Here is a 17,834-nt window from a genome sequence, read left to right on the forward strand (position 1 = left end):
GTCCGTCCTGAGCCCGGCGTGTCGGCCGCCGACACGCACGCTCGCGGTCGGGGCTAGCGGCCGCGGCGGCGCAGGTAGCGTTCGAACTCCGCGGCCAGCGCGTCACCGTCGATCTTGCCCAGTGCCTCGTTCAGGTCGACCTCGGCGTCGCCGCGTTCCTCCAGCGAGTGCACGTAGTCGGCGATCTCGTCGTCCTCCGAGGTCATCTCGGTGACGGCCTGCTCCCACTCCTCGGCCTGCGACGGCAGGTCGGCCAGCGGGACCTCGATGTCCAGGACGTCCTCCACCCGGCGCAGCAGCGCCACGGTGGCCTTCGGGTTCGGGGTTGCGACACGTAGTGCGGGACGGCGGCCCAGAACGTCACCGCCGGGATACCGGCCTGCACGCAGGCGTCCTGGAACACCCCGGCGATCCCGGTCGGGCCCTCATAGCGGGTCTCTTCGAGTCCGAACGTCTTCGCCGACTCGGCCGAATACGCCGCGCCGGACACTGGCACCGGCCGGGTGTGCGGGGTGTCGGCCAGCAACGCGCCCAGGATCACCACCGTCTGCACATTCAGCTTGTCGGCGATGGTCAGCAGTTCGGCGCAGAACGTCCGCCACCGCATGTTCGGCTCGACGCCGTGCATCAACACGATGTCGCGGTCGGCACCCGGCGGGCGGCAGTGCGAGATCCGCATCGACGGCCACACCAGCTCGCGGGTGACCCCGTCGATCTGGCGGATCACCGGCCGGTTCACCTGGTAGTCGTAGTAGGACTCGTCGTCGATCTCGACGATCGTCTCCGCCTCCCAGATCGCGTCCAGGTGCTCCAGCGCGTCGCTGGCAGCGTCGCCGGCGTCATTCCAGCCCTCGAACGCCGCGACGACGATCGTGTCGTGCAGGTCTGGCAGGTCGCGCTTCGGACCGCCGAAATCCGAGGGTGTCACGCTCCCAGCCTAAGCCTTGGACCGGCTCGATGATGGGCATCGACCCGCCCCCGAAGGTGAAATACGCACGACAGCAGCCTGGTTAACCTTGGGGAGTACGACTGCGCGGTAACAAGGCCAGGCGTCCAGCCGTCGGTGTGGTGACGACGTACACTCTCGGGGTCGAGAGGCGTTGCAACGGAGCCGGGTCTTCCCAGGTCCGCCACGCTCGGCAGAGTCAAGGACGCCTTCCATGTTTCATGATGGAAGGGATGCGTATGAACGTCCGCCCCGACTGCACCGACGACCTGAAGGCGGCGCTGGAACAGCGGATCCTGGTGATCGACGGCGCGATGGGCACGGCGATCCAGCGTGACCGGCCCGACGAGGCCGGCTACCGCGGCGACCGGTTCACCGAGTGGCCGACCGCGCTGCAGGGCAACAACGACCTGCTCACCCTGACGCAGCCGCAGATCATCGAGGGCATCCACCGCGAATACCTCGAGGCGGGCGCCGACATCCTGGAGACCAACACGTTCAACGCGAACGCGATCTCCCTGGCCGACTACGACATGGCCGACCTGAGCTACGAGCTGAACTACGCCGGAGCCGCGCTGGCCCGCAAGGCCGCCGACGAGTTCAGCACCCCGGAGAAACCCGCTACGTCGCCGGCGCGATCGGCCCGACCACCCGCACCGCGTCGATCTCCCCGGACGTCAACGACCCCGGCGCGCGCAACGTGTCCTACGACCAGCTGGTCGCCGCGTACCTGGAAGCCGCCAACGGGCTGGTCGACGGCGGCTCCGACCTGATCATCATCGAGACCATCTTCGACTCGCTGAACGCCAAGGCCGCGGTGTTCGCGGTCGAGACGCTGTTCGAGGAGCGTGGCCGCCGGTGGCCGGTCATCATCTCCGGCACCATCACCGACGCGTCCGGGCGCACGCTGTCCGGTCAGGTCACCGAGGCGTTCTGGAACGCGATCCGGCACGCCAGACCGCTCGCGGTCGGCCTGAACTGCGCGCTGGGCGCCCCCGAGATGCGGCCCTACATCGCCGAGATGGCGCGCATCGCCGACACCTACGTGTCCTGCTACCCGAACGCCGGTCTGCCCAACGCGTTCGGCGAGTACGACGAGTCCCCGAGCGGCAGGCGAGCTACATCGCCGATTTCGCCGAGGCGGGTCTGGTCAACCTGGTCGGTGGCTGCTGCGGGACGGCGCCACCGCATATCGCCGAGATCGCCAAGGTGGTCGACGGCAAGGCCCCGTGTGGTGCCCGAGATCCCGGTGGCCACCCGGCTGTCGGGGCTGGAGCCGCTCAACATCGACGACGACTCGCTGTTCGTCAACATCGGTGAGCGAACCAACATCACCGGCTCGGCCCGGTTCCGCAACCTGATCAAGGCCAACGACTACGACACCGCGCTGTCGGTGGCCCTGCAGCAGGTCGAGGTCGGTGCGCAGGTCATCGACATCAACATGGACGAGGGCATGATCGACGGCGTCGCCGCGATGGACCGGTTCACGAAGCTGATCGCCGCCGAACCCGACATCAGCCGCGTCCCGGTGATGATCGACTCCTCCAAGTGGGAGGTCATCGAGGCCGGCCTGAAGAACGTGCAGGGCAAGCCGATCGTGAACTCGATCTCGCTGAAAGAGGGCGAGGAGAAGTTCGTCCGGGAAGCCCGGCTGTGCCGCAAGTACGGCGCCGCCGTGGTGGTGATGGCGTTCGACGAGCAGGGCCAGGCCGACAACCTGGAGCGCCGCAAGGAGATCTGCGGCCGCGCCTACCGGATCCTGACCGAAGAGGTCGGGTTCCCGGCCGAGGACATCATCTTCGACCCGAACTGCTTCGCGCTGGCCACCGGCATCGAGGAGCACGCCACCTACGGCATCGACTTCATCGAGGCGTGCTCGTGGATCAAGGCGAACCTGCCCGGCGTGCACATCTCGGGCGGCATCTCCAACGTGTCGTTCTCGTTCCGCGGCAACAACCCGGTCCGCGAGGCGATCCACGCGGTGTTCCTGTTCCACGCGATCAAGGCCGGCCTGGACATGGGCATCGTGAACGCCGGCGCGCTGGTGCCGTACGACTCGATCGACCCCGAACTGCGGGAGCGTATCGAGGACGTGGTGCTCAACCGCCGCGAGGACGCCGCCGAGCGGCTGCTGGAGATCGCCGAGCGGTTCAACACCAAAGAAAAAGGTGAGGATCCCGCCGCGGCCGAGTGGCGCAGCCTGCCGGTCCGCGAGCGGATCACCCACGCGCTGGTCAAGGGCCTCGACGCGCACGTCGACGAGGACACCGAGGAGCTGCGGGCCGAGATCGAGGCCGCCGGGGACGGCCGATCGAGGTCATCGAGGGCCCGCTGATGGACGGGATGAACGTCGTCGGCGACCTGTTCGGCTCGGGCAAGATGTTCCTGCCTCAGGTGGTGAAGTCCGCGCGCGTGATGAAGAAGGCCGTCGCGTACCTGCTGCCGTTCATCGAGGCGGAGAAAGAGGCCAGCGGGACCTCGTCGACCAAGGACACCAACGGCACGATCATCATGGCCACGGTCAAGGGCGACGTGCACGACATCGGCAAGAACATCGTCGGGGTTGTGTTGCAGTGCAACAACTTCGAGGTGATCGACCTCGGCGTGATGGTGCCCGCGCAGAAGATCCTGGACGCCGCCAGGGAACACGACGCCGACATCATCGGGCTGTCCGGCCTGATCACCCCGTCACTGGACGAGATGGTCAACTTCGCCGCCGAGATGGAGCGTGAGGGCATGGAGATCCCGCTGCTGATCGGCGGCGCGACCACCTCCCGCGCGCACACCGCGGTCAAGGTGGCGCCGCGCCGGTCCGGGCCGGTGGTCTGGGTCAAGGACGCGTCTCGCTCGGTGCCGGTCGCCGCGGCGTTGCTCGACGACAAACAGCGCCCGGCGCTGCTGGAGGCCACCGAGAAGGACTACGCATCCCTGCGGGAGCGGCACGCCCAGAAGAACGAGCGGCCGATGCTGACGCTGGAGAAGGCCCGCGCCAACCGGACCCCGATCGAGTGGGACGGCTACACGCCGCCGGTGCCCGCCCAGGGTCTGGGCGTACGGGACTTCTCCGACTACGACCTCGCGGAGCTGCGGGAGTACATCGACTGGCAGCCGTTCTTCAATGCGTGGGAGATGAAGGGCCGGTTCCCCGACATCCTTAACAACCCGGCCTCGGGCGAGGCGGCGCGCAAGCTCTACGACGACGCCCAGGAGATGCTCGACACCCTGATCAAGGAGAAGTGGCTGACCGCCAACGGTGTGATCGGTTTCTTCCCGGCCAACGCTGTCGGGGACGACATCGAGGTCTACACCGACGACTCCCGCACCGAGGTGCTGACCACCCTGCGCAATCTGCGCCAGCAGGGCGAGCACCGCGACGGCATCCCGAACCGGTCACTGGGTGACTTCGTCGCCCCCCGCGAAACCGGGCTGGCCGACTATGTCGGCGGGTTCGCCGTCACCGCGGGCCTGGGCGGCGCCGACAAGATCGCCGAGTTCAAGGCGGCCAACGACGACTACAACGCGATCCTGCTGGAGTCGCTGGCCGACCGGCTGGCCGAGGCGTTCGCCGAGCGGATGCACGAGCGGGTCCGCAAGGAGTTCTGGGGCTACCAGCCCGACGAGCAACTCGACAACGATGCGCTGATCGGCGAGAAGTACGTCGGGATCCGCCCGGCGCCGGGTTATCCGGCGTGCCCTGAGCACACCGAGAAGTCGACCCTGTTCGAGCTGCTGGACGTGACGAAGCGGACCGGTATCGAGCTGACCGAGTCGATGGCGATGTGGCCGGGTGCCGCGGTCAGCGGCTGGTACTTCTCGCACCCGCAGTCGCAGTACTTCGTGGTCGGTCGGCTGGCCCAGGACCAGGTGGCCGACTACGCGCGGCGTAAGGGCTGGACGCTGCAGGAGGCCGAGCGCTGGCTGGCTCCGAACCTGGGTTACAACCCGGAGGACTGACCAGCCGAACAGGTGGCCGGTGACGCTGCTCACCCGCTCCGGTGGCGCGGGTTGCTGATCCGTGCGCGAAAGTCGTTCGCGCCCAGGCTGAACAGTTCGTCGAGGCCTCAGCCGCGGAGGTCTTCGATCGCACCGGCGCGGGCCGGCAACTCGGGCCGGCATGAGACAATCGCGGGTATGCGAGCAGTGCTGTGGGATATGGACGGCACCCTCGTCGACTCCGAGAAGCTGTGGGATGTGTCACTTTCCGCGCTCTACCAGACGTACGGCGGCGTGATGAGCCGCGAGACCAGGACCGCGCTGGTCGGGGCGTCGGCGGAAGAGACGATGGTCACCGTGTACGCCGAACTCGGACTCGAGCCCGACCCGGCGGCGATGGCGGACTCCATCCGCTGGTTGCACAGCCACACCGCCGAACTGTTCGACGGCGGTCTGCCCTGGTGCGACGGCGCCCGGGAGATGCTGGATTCCCTTTCCGCGGAACGTACTCCGATGGCATTGGTGACCAACACCAACCGCGAGCTCGCCGACCGTGCGCTGGAAAGCATTGGGCGCCATTACTTCACGTTCACGGTGTGCGGTGACGAGGTGCCGCGCGGTAAACCCGCGCCGGACCCGTACCTGCGGGCCGCCGAACTGCTGGAACTCGATCCGGCCGAGTGTCTGGCCGTCGAGGATTCGGTGACGGGCGCCGCGGCGGCCGAGAAGGCCGGTTGTGCCGTGCTCGTGGTCCCCAACGACGTCCCGGTGCCCGGCGGGCTGCGCCGGCGCCACGCGAACTCGCTCGCCGATCTGGATCCCGCCGAGCTGCGCCGGATCCACGCGGAGATCGAGCGCGAGCTGCGGGAACGGACCGCCTGATCACCTTCCGGTGACGGTTCGGCGCGTAATCGGCCGATCTTTGGGGAACACCCTCCGACGACAAAGTTTCCAGTGCTTGAATGTGATCTGCATCACGCACCGTTGCGGAAAGGTCGTCGCATGGCCGGTCAGGGTGGTCCCGTCGGGGAGGGGCCCGACATCTACGACATCAACGACAGCGACCAGGGCTCATCCTCGGGGAAGACGGCCGTGCGCATCGCGTCGGTGGCGGCCCTCGGTGGCCTGCTGTTCGGCTACGACAGCGCGGTGATCAACGGTGCCGTCGACTCCATTCAGGAGGACTTCGGCATCGGCAACGCCGAACTCGGATTCGCGGTGGCATCGGCGCTGCTCGGCGCCGCCGCAGGGGCGATGGCCGCCGGGCGCATCGCCGACCGCATCGGTCGCATCGCGGTGATGAAGATCGCCGCGGTGCTGTTCCTGGTCAGTGCGTTCGGCACCGGCCTGGCGCACGAGGTGTGGGCGGTGGTGCTCTTCCGGATCGTCGGCGGCATCGGTGTCGGGGTCGCGTCGGTGATCGCGCCCGCCTACATCGCCGAGACCTCACCCCGGGCATCCGAGGCAGGCTCGGATCGCTGCAGCAGCTCGCGATCGTGTCCGGCATCTTCTTGTCCTTCGCGGTCAACTACCTGTTGCAGTGGCTCGCCGGCGGGCCCAACGAACCGCTGTGGCTCAACCAGGACGCGTGGCGGTGGATGTTCATCGCGATGGCGGTGCCCGCGGTCCTCTACGGCGCGCTCACGTTCACGATCCCCGAGTCGCCGCGCTATCTCGTTGCCACGCACAAGATCCCGGAAGCCCGCAAGGTGCTGACCAGGCTGCTCGGGCAGAAGAACCTGGAGATCACGATCAGCCGCATCCGGCAGACGCTGGAACGCGAGGACCGGCCGTCGTGGCGGGATCTGCGCAAGCCGACGGGCGGGATCTACGGAATCGTCTGGGTGGGCCTTGGTCTGTCGATCTTCCAGCAGTTCGTCGGCATCAACGTGATCTTCTACTACAGCAACGTGCTGTGGCAGGCCGTCGGCTTCAGCGCCGACGAGTCGGCGATCTACACCGTGATCACGTCGGTGATCAACGTGCTGACCACATTGATCGCGATCGCCCTGATCGACAAGATCGGCCGCAAGCCACTGCTGCTCATCGGCTCCTCGGGCATGGCGGTCACGCTGATCACGATGGCGGTGATCTTCGGCAACGCCACGGTCAACGCTGACGGCACGCCGAGCCTGCCGGGTGCGTCCGGGGTGATCGCGCTGATCGCGGCGAACCTGTTCGTGGTCGCGTTCGGCATGTCCTGGGGTCCGGTGGTCTGGGTGCTGCTCGGTGAGATGTTCCCGAACCGGATCCGCGCCGCGGCGCTCGGGCTGGCGGCCGCGGGGCAGTGGGCGGCGAACTGGCTGATCACCGTCACCTTCCCCGGCCTGCGCGAACACCTCGGGCTGGCCTACGGCTTCTACGGTCTGTGCGCCGTGCTCTCGGGTCTGTTCGTGTGGCGGTGGGTGCTGGAGACCAAGGGCGTGTCCCTGGAGGACATGCACGGCGAGATCCTGCAGCAGGACAAGACGGCCGCGGGCTGACGGGCCCAGCGTGCGCTTGCTGGGCGATGGCAATCCGGTTGCCCCGACGTGACAGAATTGCCCAACGTGAAGACCTTCGATGCGCTGTTCGCCGAACTGAGCGAACGGGCGCGCACCCGCCCCGCCGGTAGCGGAACCGTGGCCGCCCTCGACGGCGGGGTGCACGGCATCGGCAAGAAGATCCTCGAGGAAGCCGGTGAGGTGTGGCTGGCCGCCGAGCACGAAGGTGACGACGCGCTGGCCGAGGAGATCAGCCAGCTGCTGTACTGGACCCAGGTGCTGATGCTCGCGCGCGGCCTGTCCCTCGATGACGTGTACGGAAAGCTGTAACCGTGCTCAGAGTCGCCGTCCCCAACAAGGGGGCGCTCAGCGAATCGGCCTCGGAGATCCTGTCCGAGGCCGGGTACCGCCGCCGCTCCGATCCCAAGGATCTGACGGTGGTCGACCCGGCGAACCAGGTCGAGTTCTTCTTCCTGCGTCCCAAGGACATCGCGATCTATGTCGGGTCCGGACAACTCGATCTCGGTATCACCGGACGGGACCTCGCGGCCGACGCCGACGCGCCTGTGCGGGAGCGATTGGCGCTGGGTTTCGGGTCGTCCACGTTCCGCTACGCCGCCCCGGCGGGCCAGGACTGGCAGATCGCCGATCTGGCCGGCAAGCGGATCGCCACCGCGTATCCGAACCTGGTCCGAAAAGACCTGGCCGCCAAGGGGATCGATGCCACCGTCATCCGCCTCGACGGCGCGGTGGAGATCTCCATCCAACTCGGCGTGGCCGATGTGATCGCCGACATCGTCGGCTCCGGACGCACGCTGGGGCTGCACAACCTGGTGGCGTTCGGCGAATCGCTCTGTGATTCCGAGGCGATCCTGATCGAGCGGGCCGATTCCGATCCGGATCCCGCGCGCGACCAGCTCGCCGCCCGGGTTCAGGGTGTGGTGTTCGGCCAGCAGTACCTGATGCTCGACTACGACTGCCCGCGCGCGGTGTTGGACAAGGCCACCGAGGTGACCCCGGGCCTGGAGTCGCCGACCATCGCGCCGCTGGCCGATCCGGCGTGGGTCGCGGTCCGCGCGCTGGTGCCGCGTCGGGACGTCAACGCGATCATGGACGAGCTCGCCGTCATCGGCGCGAAAGCGATTCTGGCCTCCGACATCAGGTTCTGCCGGTTCTGATCCAGCTCGCAAACCGGTCCGCTACGAGGATCGGCCCCTGTCCGCGGCGATGAGATCGACGATCGTCGAGTCGTCCATCGAGGCCATCCCCTGACGTACGCCGAGCAGGTAGATCTGCTCGGCTGCTGCGGCCAGGGTGGGCAGATTCGCCGCGCGCGACGTCTGCCCGACGATGCCCATGTCTTTGGCGAAGATGTCGACCCTGCTGTGGACCGCGTCCGAGTCATAGTCGGCCAGCATTCGCGCGCCGCGGTCGCGAAGCATGAACGACGAGGCGGCGCCGGCGTCCAGCGTCTCCCATGTCGCGCGGTCGTCGAGACCGAGGGCCCGGGCCAGTGCGATCGCCTCGGCCGCCGCGGCGATGTGGATGCCGCAGAGCAACTGGTTGACCGTCTTGAACGCCTGTCCGTCGCCGGGGCGGGGCCGATGATGCGCAGTGTCGACGCAAGGTGGTCGAGGCACTGCGCGACCAGGCCGGTGGGTTCACCGCCGACGGTGACGAGCAGATCCCCGCTACGCGCCCGGACGGGGCCACCGCTGACCGGCGCGTCGACGAGCAGCAGGCCACGCGGTGCCAGGCGCGCGGCGACATCACGCACGGCTTCCAGTCCGATCGTGCTCATCAGCAGGATGACCGAGCCGGTGGGCAGGTCGTCGGCGATACCGGCACTGCCGAACAGGACCTCCTCCAACTGCGGGCCACTGCGAACGACCAGCACCACGACAGCGGCCGCCGCGCTTGCCGCCGCAGCGCTGTCGAAGGTCCGGATCCCTTCCTCGGCGGCAAGCTGCCGTCGCTCGGCGGCGACGTCGTAGCCGTGCACAGTCCACTGCTCGCCGAGTCGTAGGGCGATGGGCAGGCCCATCGCGCCCAGGCCGATCACCGCGATCCGGTCGGCCACGGCCGAACTGTCGGTACTCATCGTGGTTCTCCCGAAGTCATGTGTGAGAGACGTTCGTAGACGTCATCGAGGGCCGTCGAGTCGCCGACATTCCCGGGGAACACGACGTACGGTGTCCCCGCCAGCGGGCCGGTCTCGATACGCCACAGCGCGACTATGCCGGGCAGCACCGGCCCCAGAATCGTTGCGCGAGTGACGCCGAGACCGTGCTTGGCGACATCGCTGGAGGTGATACCGCCCTTGGCGATGACGAACCGCGGCCGTAGGCCGTCGAGGGACTGCCGGACGGTGGCCGACACCGCATCCGATACCAGGCGTGCGAGCCGCAGACTGTCCTCCGGCGAAGCTTCGCGGCGCAGCGTCCGGGTGGTCTGCAGGATGGCGTCGCCCGCGACCAGAGCCGACCGCAGTTCCGCCGTCGCCGCGGCGACCTCGGCGGACCCCGAGGCGACCGCGTCGACGTCGAGCTCGATCACCGGTAGCTCCGGTCGGCGCTCACGCAGGGTGGCGAGCTGCCGCGCGGTCACATCGACGTGGGAACCTACGACGATCAGTCCGCCGGCGGTGGCGTCCGCGACGCCGATCCCCAGCGCGCTGACGTCGACCGGGGCCGGTGACGGCCGGCCGAGCATCGCCCGCACGAAAGGCGGTCCCACCCGGTAGACGAAGCGTCTGCCGTTCGCCTGCGCCGCGCGTAGCAGGGATGCCGCTCGGGTGAGATCGTCGTCGGTTTCGGCGTCGACGACGATCACCGGCACCTGGTATCGCGATGACCTCAACTCGTCGAGGGTCGTGTCGCGGTGCAGCACCGCGACATCGGCCGTCGAGTAGCGGCCGCCGGTCTTCTCGACCACCCATTCCCGCAGATCCGAACTGCGGTATCCGAAGGTGGCATCGGAGGCGAACTCCGACATCGCCACGGGCACACGGCGGCCCCCGTCGAGCAGGTAATGCACACCGTCCACGGTGATCCGGCCTGCCTGCGGAAAGGCGGGCGCGAGCACCACCGTATCGACGGCGATACCCGCGGCGCGGCTCTGCGCGGCGAGAGCATCGGTCTCGGCCGGGAAGTGCCCGCGCAGGGTGGAATCGCTGCGGCTGACCAGGATCGCGTGGTGACCGAACGTCCTCAGTGCGGCCGCCGCTGCGTCGCTGGTGATGGCGAAAGCATCCTGCTCGCCCAGGCTTCGGCTGTTGGTCTGCAGGTAGACGGCCGGAGACTCCGCTGCCGCCCAGGCCAGGTCGTCTTCGGTCCAGCGGGTCAGGACCGGCAGATCGCTGACCGACTGGGTGCCGGTGGGGTCGTCGTCGATGACGATCAGCATGATGAGTTCTCCGTGCGGGAAAGCGGTGGGGGTGGACCGGGGGAGTCCACCCCCACCGGCGTCACTTGGCGTACTCGGCGGCGGCCTTCTCGGCGAACGTGTTGTCCACGTTGGTCTCGAAGGACGTTGCCTCGCTTGGGTATTCCTTGATGCTGCCGACGAACTCCGCGATCCGCATGTTGTTCTCCCATGCCTGTTCGGTGATCTCGACGTTCTCGGGTAGGCCCGGGCATCGAGCTCACGCCGCACCGCGGTGGCGACCACTTCACCCTCGAGATCCGGGAAGTAGTTCTGCGCGACCGCGATCGCCTCGTCGGTGTTGGTGTAGATGAAGGTCGACGCCTGCTGGAAGGCGTTCACGACAGCCTGGGTGGCCTCCGGGTTCTCCGCCACATAGCGCTCGGTCGTCATCAGCGAGGAGAACGCGAAGGGTACCACCCCTCGATGTCGGAGAACGAGAACACCGCGTGCTTGCCCTGGGCCTCGACCTGGCTCACCTGTGGTTCGGTGGCGAGCGCGTAGTCGGCGCGGCCGCTGAGGAACGGCCCGAGCTCGTTGCCGACCGAGGCTTCGGTGATGGTGACCGCGTTCGGGTCCAGGGAGTTCTCGCGCATGAGGTAGTTGAAGAACGCCCATGTGCTGTCCGGTTCCGGCATCGTCACCACGGTGCTGCCCTCGAACCCGCGCACATCGTTCTGCAGCGAGGTGTCCTCGTTGCCGACCACCCACACCGCGGGCGCATTCTGGATGGACGCGACAGCCAGTCCGGGCCCGTCGTTCTCATGGGAGATCGGCCCGAAGACCGGGTCGTGGATCGAGAAGTCATCGGTTCCCCCGAGCACAGAGGACCAGGAATTCTGTCCGCCGCCACCGGTCGTCAGCGCGACATCGACGCCCTGCTCTTCGAAGAAGCCCTTGTCGATGGCGACGTACAACGGCAGGTACAGCAGCGACTGGAACGCCTGGTTGATGCGGACCTGGGAGCCTGCGTCGTCGCTTGACTGCGAGGAACACGAGGCGAGGGAGAGTGCCGTCACGGCGGCGAGTGCTGCGCCGAAAAGGCGGCGGGTGGTGGACAAGAGATCATTTCCTTTCGATGTGGTTGGCGCCGGGAAGAATTCGTTCGACAAATCGCATGGCGAGGCTGAGGACGCTCACCATCAAGACCACGACCACGAGTCCCGCGAAGACGGTCGACAGCGAGAAGGTTGCGCTGCCCCGCACGATCATGTGGCCGATACCGCTGCTGGACGAGATGAACTCCCCGACGATGGCGCCCACCACGGCGAATCCGACGTTGAGCCGCAGACCCTGCATGACCCACGGGCCGGCGCCGGGGACGATGATCTTGAAGAAGGTCTGAGTCTTGGTGGCCCGAAGGATCTCATCAGGTTGATCCAGTCCGCGTCGACCTCCTGTGCGCCGCGGTAGGAATTGGTCAGTGAGACGACCACGCAGCTCAGCGCGACGATGACGATCTTCGACACGATGTCGGTGCCGAACCAGATGATGATCAGCGGCGCGATGGCCAGGATCGGGATGGCGCCTATTGCGGTGATGAAGGGCCGTGTCAGCCCGGCGACGAAGCGTGAATACCACAGGGCCAGACCGAGAACCGATCCGCCGACGGCGCCCACGAGATACCCGAGCACCGTCTCGGTCATGGTGACACCGATGTCGGTCCAGAGCGCACCGGTTTCCGCACGTCGGGCCAGCACCTCGGCGATTCGGCTCGGCGAGGAGAACAAGAAGGTGTCGATGACGCCCGTGGCGGCGCCCAGCTCCCACGCCCCCAGCAGCCCCACGACGATCAGCACCTGCAAAGCCAGCACGAATCTGCTGCGCTCGGTGAGACGGGTCCGGCGAGGTTTGCGCGGCGGCGATGCGGACGGCGTCTGCTCGGTGTCTTTCATGACGGTCATGAGGCCATCGCCTTGTCGCCGATGCTGCGCCAAATGGTCTCGTAGTACTCGTTGAACCTGGGGGCGAGGCGACGTTCGTTGATGCGTGTCGACTCGACCTGCAGATCGATCGCGATTTCCGAGATGATCTCGCCGGGCCGTGCCTTCATGATGTACACCCGGTCGCTCAGGGTCACCGCTTCCTCGATATCGTGCGTGACGAAAATGACCGTCTTGCCAAGTGATTTGACCGTCTGGAGCAATTCGCTCTCCAGCGCGATCTTCAACGGGTAGTCCAGCGCCTTGTAGGCCTCGTCCATCAGGATCACGTCGGGGTCCATGACCAGCGTGCGCATGAGCGCCGCGCGCTGGCGCATACCACCCGAGATCGAGCCGGGAAGAGCGTTCTCATAGCCGGTCAGGTTGTACGACTCGAACAGCGGCTCGGCACGGGCGATGGCCTCTTTGCGGCTGACGCCGCGAACCTCGAGCCCGATGATGACGTTGTCGATGATCGTGCGCCAGGGCAGCAGCAGATCCTTCTGCAGGACGTACCCGACCTTCTTCGAGGCCCGGCCGGTGGTGTTCTCGCCCTCCACGAACACGTCACCTGTGGTCGGTTCCGTCAAACCCGCCACGATGTTGAACAACGTCGACTTTCCGCAGCCACTGGGGCCGACGAACGAGACGAACTCATTCTCGTCCGCGTGGAAGGTGAGGTCGCGCAGGACCGCGTTCGGGTCCCCTCGGTTGACGAAAGTCATGCCTATGTTCCGGGCTTCGAGTCGGCGGACCATGGATGCTCCTGTTCTCGTGTCGGCCGGGCCAACGCTAGGGCGGTACCAGCCGATTGCCAAGCTACATCAGACATCTGATGTCTTGGTGGGGTTTCGGGAATGTTACGTAAATTCGCGGTGTGTGCCGATGTGCTGGGAGAACGGTTCCACTGTCTCAATACAAGAGTTAACACGAGGCAGGACAGGTCATCAGACTTCGCTGTTGTTCCGCGATGGCGGGTGGTGGTGCGCTAGTGTTGCCCTTCACCAGACATCAGATGTGAGGACACGGCATGCGGGATTCGCTCGTCGACCAGGTCGCAGGCAAGCTCCTCGCCGCGATCACCGACGGTGACATACCGCCCGACGGCGCACTGCCGTCGGAATCGGAACTTGCCGCGCAGTGGTCGGTGAGCAGGCTGACCATCCGCGAGGCCATCAAGTCGCTACGGGTTCGCAACATCGTCCGCGTCGAGCGCGGACGGGGAACGTTCGTGAACCCGTTGTCGGAGTGGACCGCGCTGGAACCGGCGCTACTCGCGGCGCGGGTGGCCAACGACCACGAAACCGCGCGCCAGCTCATCGAACTCAGGAAGATCGTCGAGACCGGCGCGGCGGAGGTCGCGGCCGCGCGACGGACGTATCGCGATCTCGCCGATCTCGCCGATTCGATCTCCGACATGGAAACGGCCATGGAGGCCGAGGATCTCACCGCGATCGTCGCCGCGGACCTGAGATTTCACGAGGCCATCTTCGCCGCGACGCACAACCCGTTTCTGGCGGTTCTGCTCGAGCCGATCGGTGCGGCGGTCCTGGAGGGCCGCACGAAAACGTCCGCGGTGCCCGAGATCCGCCGTCACGCGCTGCAGTGTCATCGCCAGATCTTCGCCGCCATCGAGGCAGGCCTTCCGGTGCAGGCGCGGGAGGCGATGGCGGCCCATGGATCAGACCGCCGAGGACAGTGAACGTTTCCTGTCGAACCCGGCCCGCGAACAGGAGCAGGCGTGAGTGTCGTAGATCTACCGCTGGTCGAGGTGTCCGACAGGATCCGGCGAGGCGAGCTGACCTCGCTGGCGGTGACCGAGGAGTTGCTCGATCGCATCGAACGGCTCGACGATGCGATCGGCGCCTTCTCGTTCGTCGCCGCCGAGGAGGCGCTGGCGCGGGCGGCGTCTTTGGATGCCGAAGTGGCGAAAGGGATGTCGCGGGGCGCGTTGCACGGCGTGCCGATCGCGGTGAAGGACATCTTCGATGTCGACGGGTGGCCGAGCGAGATCGGAATGCCGTCGCGTCGGGGTGCGGTGTCGCGTGGCTCGTGCACCGCGGTCACACGTTTGACCGAGCACGGCGCTGTGATCGTCGGGAAGGTCCACACCACCGAAGGGGTGTACGCCGAACACACCGACCCTTTCCGCGCCCCGAAATCCGTGGAACCCGGATCGCTGGGTCGGGGCTTCGTCCAGTGGCAGCGCGGCGGCGGTGGCGGCTCGCCTGGCGTATGCCGCGCTGGCCTCCGACACCGGGGGCTCCATCCGGATGCCGTCCGCGGTGACGGGTTCGACCGGGATCAAGCCGACCTGGGGTCGTGTCAGCCGCGCCGGCGTGTTCGAGCTTGCGGCGTCGCTGGATCACGTCGGCGTGATGGCGCGAAGCGCGGTGGATGCGGCCGTCGTCCTCCAGGCGATCGCCGGGGCCGATGAGGCGGACCCGACAGCAGCCCTCGAACCTGTACCGCACTTCGACGCCCCGGTCGGGGATCTGCGCGGCGTCGTTGTCGGGGTGGACGGCGCCTGGATCGACGAGGACGTCGAGCCCGAGGTGGCGCACGCAGTGCGCCACATGGTCGATGTGCTGACATCCCTTGGCGCCCAAGTGCTCCCCGTATCCCTTCCGGATCCTCACCAGGCGAATGAAGACTGGTTCGGTATCTGCGGCGTCCAGGCCGCCCGCGGTCACCACGACAACTTCGCGGCCCGCGGCGGGGAGTACGGCAAGGCGTTGGCCGACCTCATCACTCTCGGTGCGGGTCTCACGGCCGTGGACTATGACCGGCTCCTGGTCCGCAGAGCGGCGTTCGCGGGGCGTATGCGCGCTGCGGTCGGCACCGTCGACGCCGTGGTCATGCCGGCGCTGCCTTTCGTCACACCGCCCGCGGCGGACATGGTGGCGATGTCCAGCGACACGGTGGCCCGCATCCACCGCTTCACTGTGCCTTTCACCATGAGCGGTCTGCCGTCGGTGACGCTGCCCGTCGGGTTCGATCGCGTTGGTATGCCCATCGGAGGCCAAGTCGTGGCGGGTCCGTTCCGCGAAGACGTCACGGTGCGGATCGCCGCGGCTTTTCAAGCGGTCACGTCCTGGCATCTGGTTGCACCCGAACTGGACCAACAGACCGCCGGAGTGTCCCAGCGCCACTGAGGGACTGTCGCGGGAATTCCGCATATGCGTCAGACCTCTCATCGCGCGGTCCGGCGTGTTAGCGTCCGGATGTCCCGCCACCGCACGGACGGAGGTCCGATGACGCAGGTGCTCGTTCTGGTCTTGGCGCTGTTGATCGGGGTGATCGCGGGCCTACGTGCGATGACCGCCCCCGCGGTCGTGGCGTGGGGAGCGATGCTCGGCTGGATCGACGTCGACGACAAGTGGTCGGAGTGGACGGCGCATCCGATCACAGTCACCGTGTTGACGATCTTCCTGCTCGGTGAGTTGGTCACCGACCAGTTGCCGAACACGCCGAGTCGCAAAGTGCCTCCGCAGTTCCTGACGCGGATCGTCACCGGCGGCTTCGCCGGAGCGGTGATCGGAAGCGCGTTCTTCCACACCTTCATCGGCGCCGGGGCCGGTGTCGTCGGCGCGGTGCTCGGCACGCTGGGCGGTGCGGCGCTGCGCGGCAAGCTGTTCTCGGCCAACAACGGCAACGACCGGCCCGGTGCGTTCCTCGAGGACCTGGTCGCCGTCGGCGGTGCGTTCCTGATCGCGTTCCTCGTCAGCCTGGTCCCGTAGGCCCATGTCTGCTGACGCCGTGCAGAAGTTCGACGCGATCATCATCGGCGCGGGGCAGGCCGGGCCTCCGCTGGCGGCGCGGCTCACCGAGGCCGGCCAGACCGTCGCGGTCATCGAGCGCAAGCTCGTCGGCGGCACCTGTGTGAACGCCGGTTGCATCCCGACCAAGACGCTCGTCGCCAGCGCGCACGCCGCGCACCTCGCGCGCCGCGGTGCCGACTTCGGGATCCGCACAGGTCCGGTCACGGTGGACATGGCCGCGGTCAAGGCGCGCAAGGACCGGATCAGCGGCGGGGACCGCGAGGGCCTTGAGTCGTGGCTGGAGAACATGAAGGGCGCCACGCTGATTCGCGGTCACGCCCGGTTCGAGAGTCCGCACACGGTGCGCGTCGACGACCGGCTGCTGGAAGCCGACCGCATCTTCCTCAACGTCGGCGGCCGCGCGGTGGCGCCGGGCATCCCGGGCCTCGGCGACGTCGACTACCTGACCAACGTCGGGATCCTCGACCTCGACGTGGTCCCCGAGCATCTGGTGATCGTCGGCGGCAGCTATATCGCGCTGGAGTTCGCCCAGATGTATCGGCGCTTCGGCGCCGAGGTCACGGTCGTCGAAAAGGGGCCCCGGCTGACCGCGCGGGAGGACGAGGACGTCTCCGCGGCGATCAAGGACATCCTCGAAAACGAGGGCGTCACGGTGGTGCTCGGCGCCGACGCGATCAGCGTCGCGCGGCACGAGCACGGGGTCGCGGTGACCCCGCGACGGCGCACCGCCGGTCGTCGGCAGCCACCTGCTCGTCGCGGTGGGGCGCATCCCCAACACCGACGATCTCGGGTTGGAGGCCGCCGGCGTCGAGACCGACAAGCGCGGCTACGTGGTGGTCGACGATCAACTGCGCACCACCGTCGACCACATCTGGGCGATGGGCGACTGCAACGGCCGCGGCGCGTTCACCCACACCTCCTACAACGACTTCGAGATCGTCGCGGCCAACCTGCTCGACGACGATCCGCGCCGGGTCAGCGACCGCGTCACCACCTACGCGCTCTACATCGACCCGCCGCTGGGCCGGGCTGGCATGACCGCCGACGAGGTCCGGCGCTCGGGCCGAAAAGCGTTGGTGGGCAAGCGCCCGATGACGCGGGTCGGGCGCGCCGTGGAGAAGGGGGAGACCCAGGGATTCATGAAGGTCGTGGTGGACGCCGAGACCGAGCAGATCCTCGGGGCCTCGATCCTCGGTGTCGGTGGCGACGAGGTCGTCCATCTGATTCTCGACGTGATGACCGCCAAGCTGCCCTACACCGCGATCTCGCGGACCATGCACATCCACCCGACGGTCGCCGAGCTGGTGCCGACCCTGCTGCAGGACCTCAGACCGCTGACGTAACC

The 17,834-nt window shown here is 67.5% G+C and carries 10 protein-coding genes and 7 pseudogenes; 11 read left to right on the forward strand and 6 right to left on the reverse strand.

Annotated elements, in window-relative coordinates; all coding sequences use genetic code 11:
- Positions 1-53 precede the first annotated feature (53 nt).
- Positions 54-928: pseudogene (locus NTM_RS18525) on the reverse strand (PAC2 family protein).
- Between the two features lie 332 nt (positions 929-1,260).
- Here NTM_RS18525 and NTM_RS29090 point away from each other — a divergent pair.
- From NTM_RS29090 to hisG, 7 genes and pseudogenes are all read left to right on the forward strand, one after another.
- Positions 1,261-2,266: pseudogene (locus NTM_RS29090) on the forward strand (homocysteine S-methyltransferase family protein).
- Entirely contained in the window at positions 2,196-3,281 is a 1,086-nt protein-coding gene (locus tag NTM_RS29095; RefSeq protein WP_353961635.1) for a dihydropteroate synthase, read from the forward strand. The pseudogene NTM_RS29090 and the gene NTM_RS29095 overlap by 71 nt, the downstream one beginning before the upstream one ends.
- Positions 3,281-4,900, forward strand: coding sequence for a vitamin B12 dependent-methionine synthase activation domain-containing protein (locus NTM_RS29100; RefSeq protein WP_353961634.1), 1,620 nt, complete (start codon positions 3,281-3,283; stop codon positions 4,898-4,900). The genes NTM_RS29095 and NTM_RS29100 overlap by 1 nt, the downstream gene beginning before the upstream one ends.
- A gap of 177 nt (positions 4,901-5,077) precedes the next feature.
- The gene (locus tag NTM_RS18535) at positions 5,078-5,761 is read left to right on the forward strand and encodes an HAD-IA family hydrolase (protein WP_104864882.1); all 684 of its coding nucleotides are present in this window, start codon (positions 5,078-5,080) and stop codon (positions 5,759-5,761) included.
- A gap of 120 nt (positions 5,762-5,881) precedes the next feature.
- Positions 5,882-7,362 (forward strand): annotated as a pseudogene (locus NTM_RS18540) (sugar porter family MFS transporter).
- 48 nt (positions 7,363-7,410) lie between these two features.
- Positions 7,411-7,692, forward strand: coding sequence for a phosphoribosyl-ATP diphosphatase (locus NTM_RS18545; RefSeq protein WP_083144492.1), 282 nt, complete (start codon positions 7,411-7,413; stop codon positions 7,690-7,692).
- A 2-nt stretch (positions 7,693-7,694) separates the two neighbouring features.
- On the forward strand, positions 7,695-8,540 hold the full coding sequence (hisG, locus tag NTM_RS18550; RefSeq protein WP_163767095.1) for an ATP phosphoribosyltransferase: 846 nt from the start codon (positions 7,695-7,697) through the stop codon (positions 8,538-8,540).
- Between the two features lie 21 nt (positions 8,541-8,561).
- Here the strand turns inward: hisG and NTM_RS18555 are convergent.
- The 5 genes and pseudogenes from NTM_RS18555 to NTM_RS18575 form a co-directional block, all read right to left on the reverse strand.
- A pseudogene (locus NTM_RS18555) lies at positions 8,562-9,463 on the reverse strand (NAD(P)-dependent oxidoreductase).
- A complete protein-coding gene (locus NTM_RS18560) occupies positions 9,460-10,767 on the reverse strand; it encodes a four-carbon acid sugar kinase family protein (protein WP_232079761.1) in 1,308 nt (435 codons plus the stop codon). Before NTM_RS18560 ends, NTM_RS18555 begins: the two are co-directional and overlap by 4 nt.
- A 410-nt stretch (positions 10,768-11,177) precedes the next feature.
- Positions 11,178-11,846, reverse strand: a complete 669-nt coding sequence (locus NTM_RS18565) for an ABC transporter substrate-binding protein (protein ID WP_232079762.1) — start codon at positions 11,844-11,846, stop codon at positions 11,178-11,180.
- Between the two features lie 4 nt (positions 11,847-11,850).
- A pseudogene (locus tag NTM_RS18570) lies at positions 11,851-12,689 on the reverse strand (ABC transporter permease).
- Entirely contained in the window at positions 12,686-13,465 is a 780-nt protein-coding gene (locus NTM_RS18575) for an ABC transporter ATP-binding protein (protein ID WP_163767096.1), read from the reverse strand. Before NTM_RS18575 ends, NTM_RS18570 begins: the two are co-directional and overlap by 4 nt.
- 272 nt (positions 13,466-13,737) lie before the next feature.
- Here NTM_RS18575 and NTM_RS18580 point away from each other — a divergent pair, with 272 nt between their 5' ends.
- The 4 genes and pseudogenes from NTM_RS18580 (at position 13,738) to NTM_RS18595 (ending at position 17,832) form a co-directional block, all read left to right on the forward strand.
- Positions 13,738-14,409: a FadR/GntR family transcriptional regulator gene (locus NTM_RS18580; protein WP_163767097.1), complete on the forward strand. Its 672-nt coding sequence runs from the start codon at positions 13,738-13,740 to the stop codon at positions 14,407-14,409.
- Between the two features lie 111 nt (positions 14,410-14,520).
- Positions 14,521-15,862, forward strand: a pseudogene (locus tag NTM_RS18585) (amidase).
- A gap of 99 nt (positions 15,863-15,961) precedes the next feature.
- Entirely contained in the window at positions 15,962-16,447 is a 486-nt protein-coding gene (locus NTM_RS18590) for a DUF4126 family protein (protein WP_104864967.1), read from the forward strand.
- Between the two features lie 4 nt (positions 16,448-16,451).
- Positions 16,452-17,832: pseudogene (locus NTM_RS18595) on the forward strand (FAD-containing oxidoreductase).
- Positions 17,833-17,834 lie beyond the last annotated feature (2 nt).

Source organism: Mycolicibacterium parafortuitum (assembly GCF_010725485.1).
In the GTDB taxonomy this organism is placed as follows: Bacteria; Actinomycetota; Actinomycetes; order Mycobacteriales; family Mycobacteriaceae; genus Mycobacterium.

What these genes read in the sequence shown, in the direction of transcription:
- NTM_RS29100 (WP_353961634.1), top strand. Translation starts at nt 3,281, where the DNA reads ATGGACGGGATGAACGTCGTCGGCGACCTGTTCGGCTCGGGCAAGATG.
- NTM_RS18535 (WP_104864882.1), top strand. Translation starts at nt 5,078, where the DNA reads ATGCGAGCAGTGCTGTGGGATATGGACGGCACCCTCGTCGACTCCGAG.
- NTM_RS18560 (WP_232079761.1), bottom strand. Translation starts at nt 10,767, where the DNA reads ATGCTGATCGTCATCGACGACGACCCCACCGGCACCCAGTCGGTCAGC.
- NTM_RS18575 (WP_163767096.1), bottom strand. Translation starts at nt 13,465, where the DNA reads ATGGTCCGCCGACTCGAAGCCCGGAACATAGGCATGACTTTCGTCAAC.
- NTM_RS18580 (WP_163767097.1), top strand. Translation starts at nt 13,738, where the DNA reads ATGCGGGATTCGCTCGTCGACCAGGTCGCAGGCAAGCTCCTCGCCGCG.
- NTM_RS18590 (WP_104864967.1), top strand. Translation starts at nt 15,962, where the DNA reads ATGACGCAGGTGCTCGTTCTGGTCTTGGCGCTGTTGATCGGGGTGATC.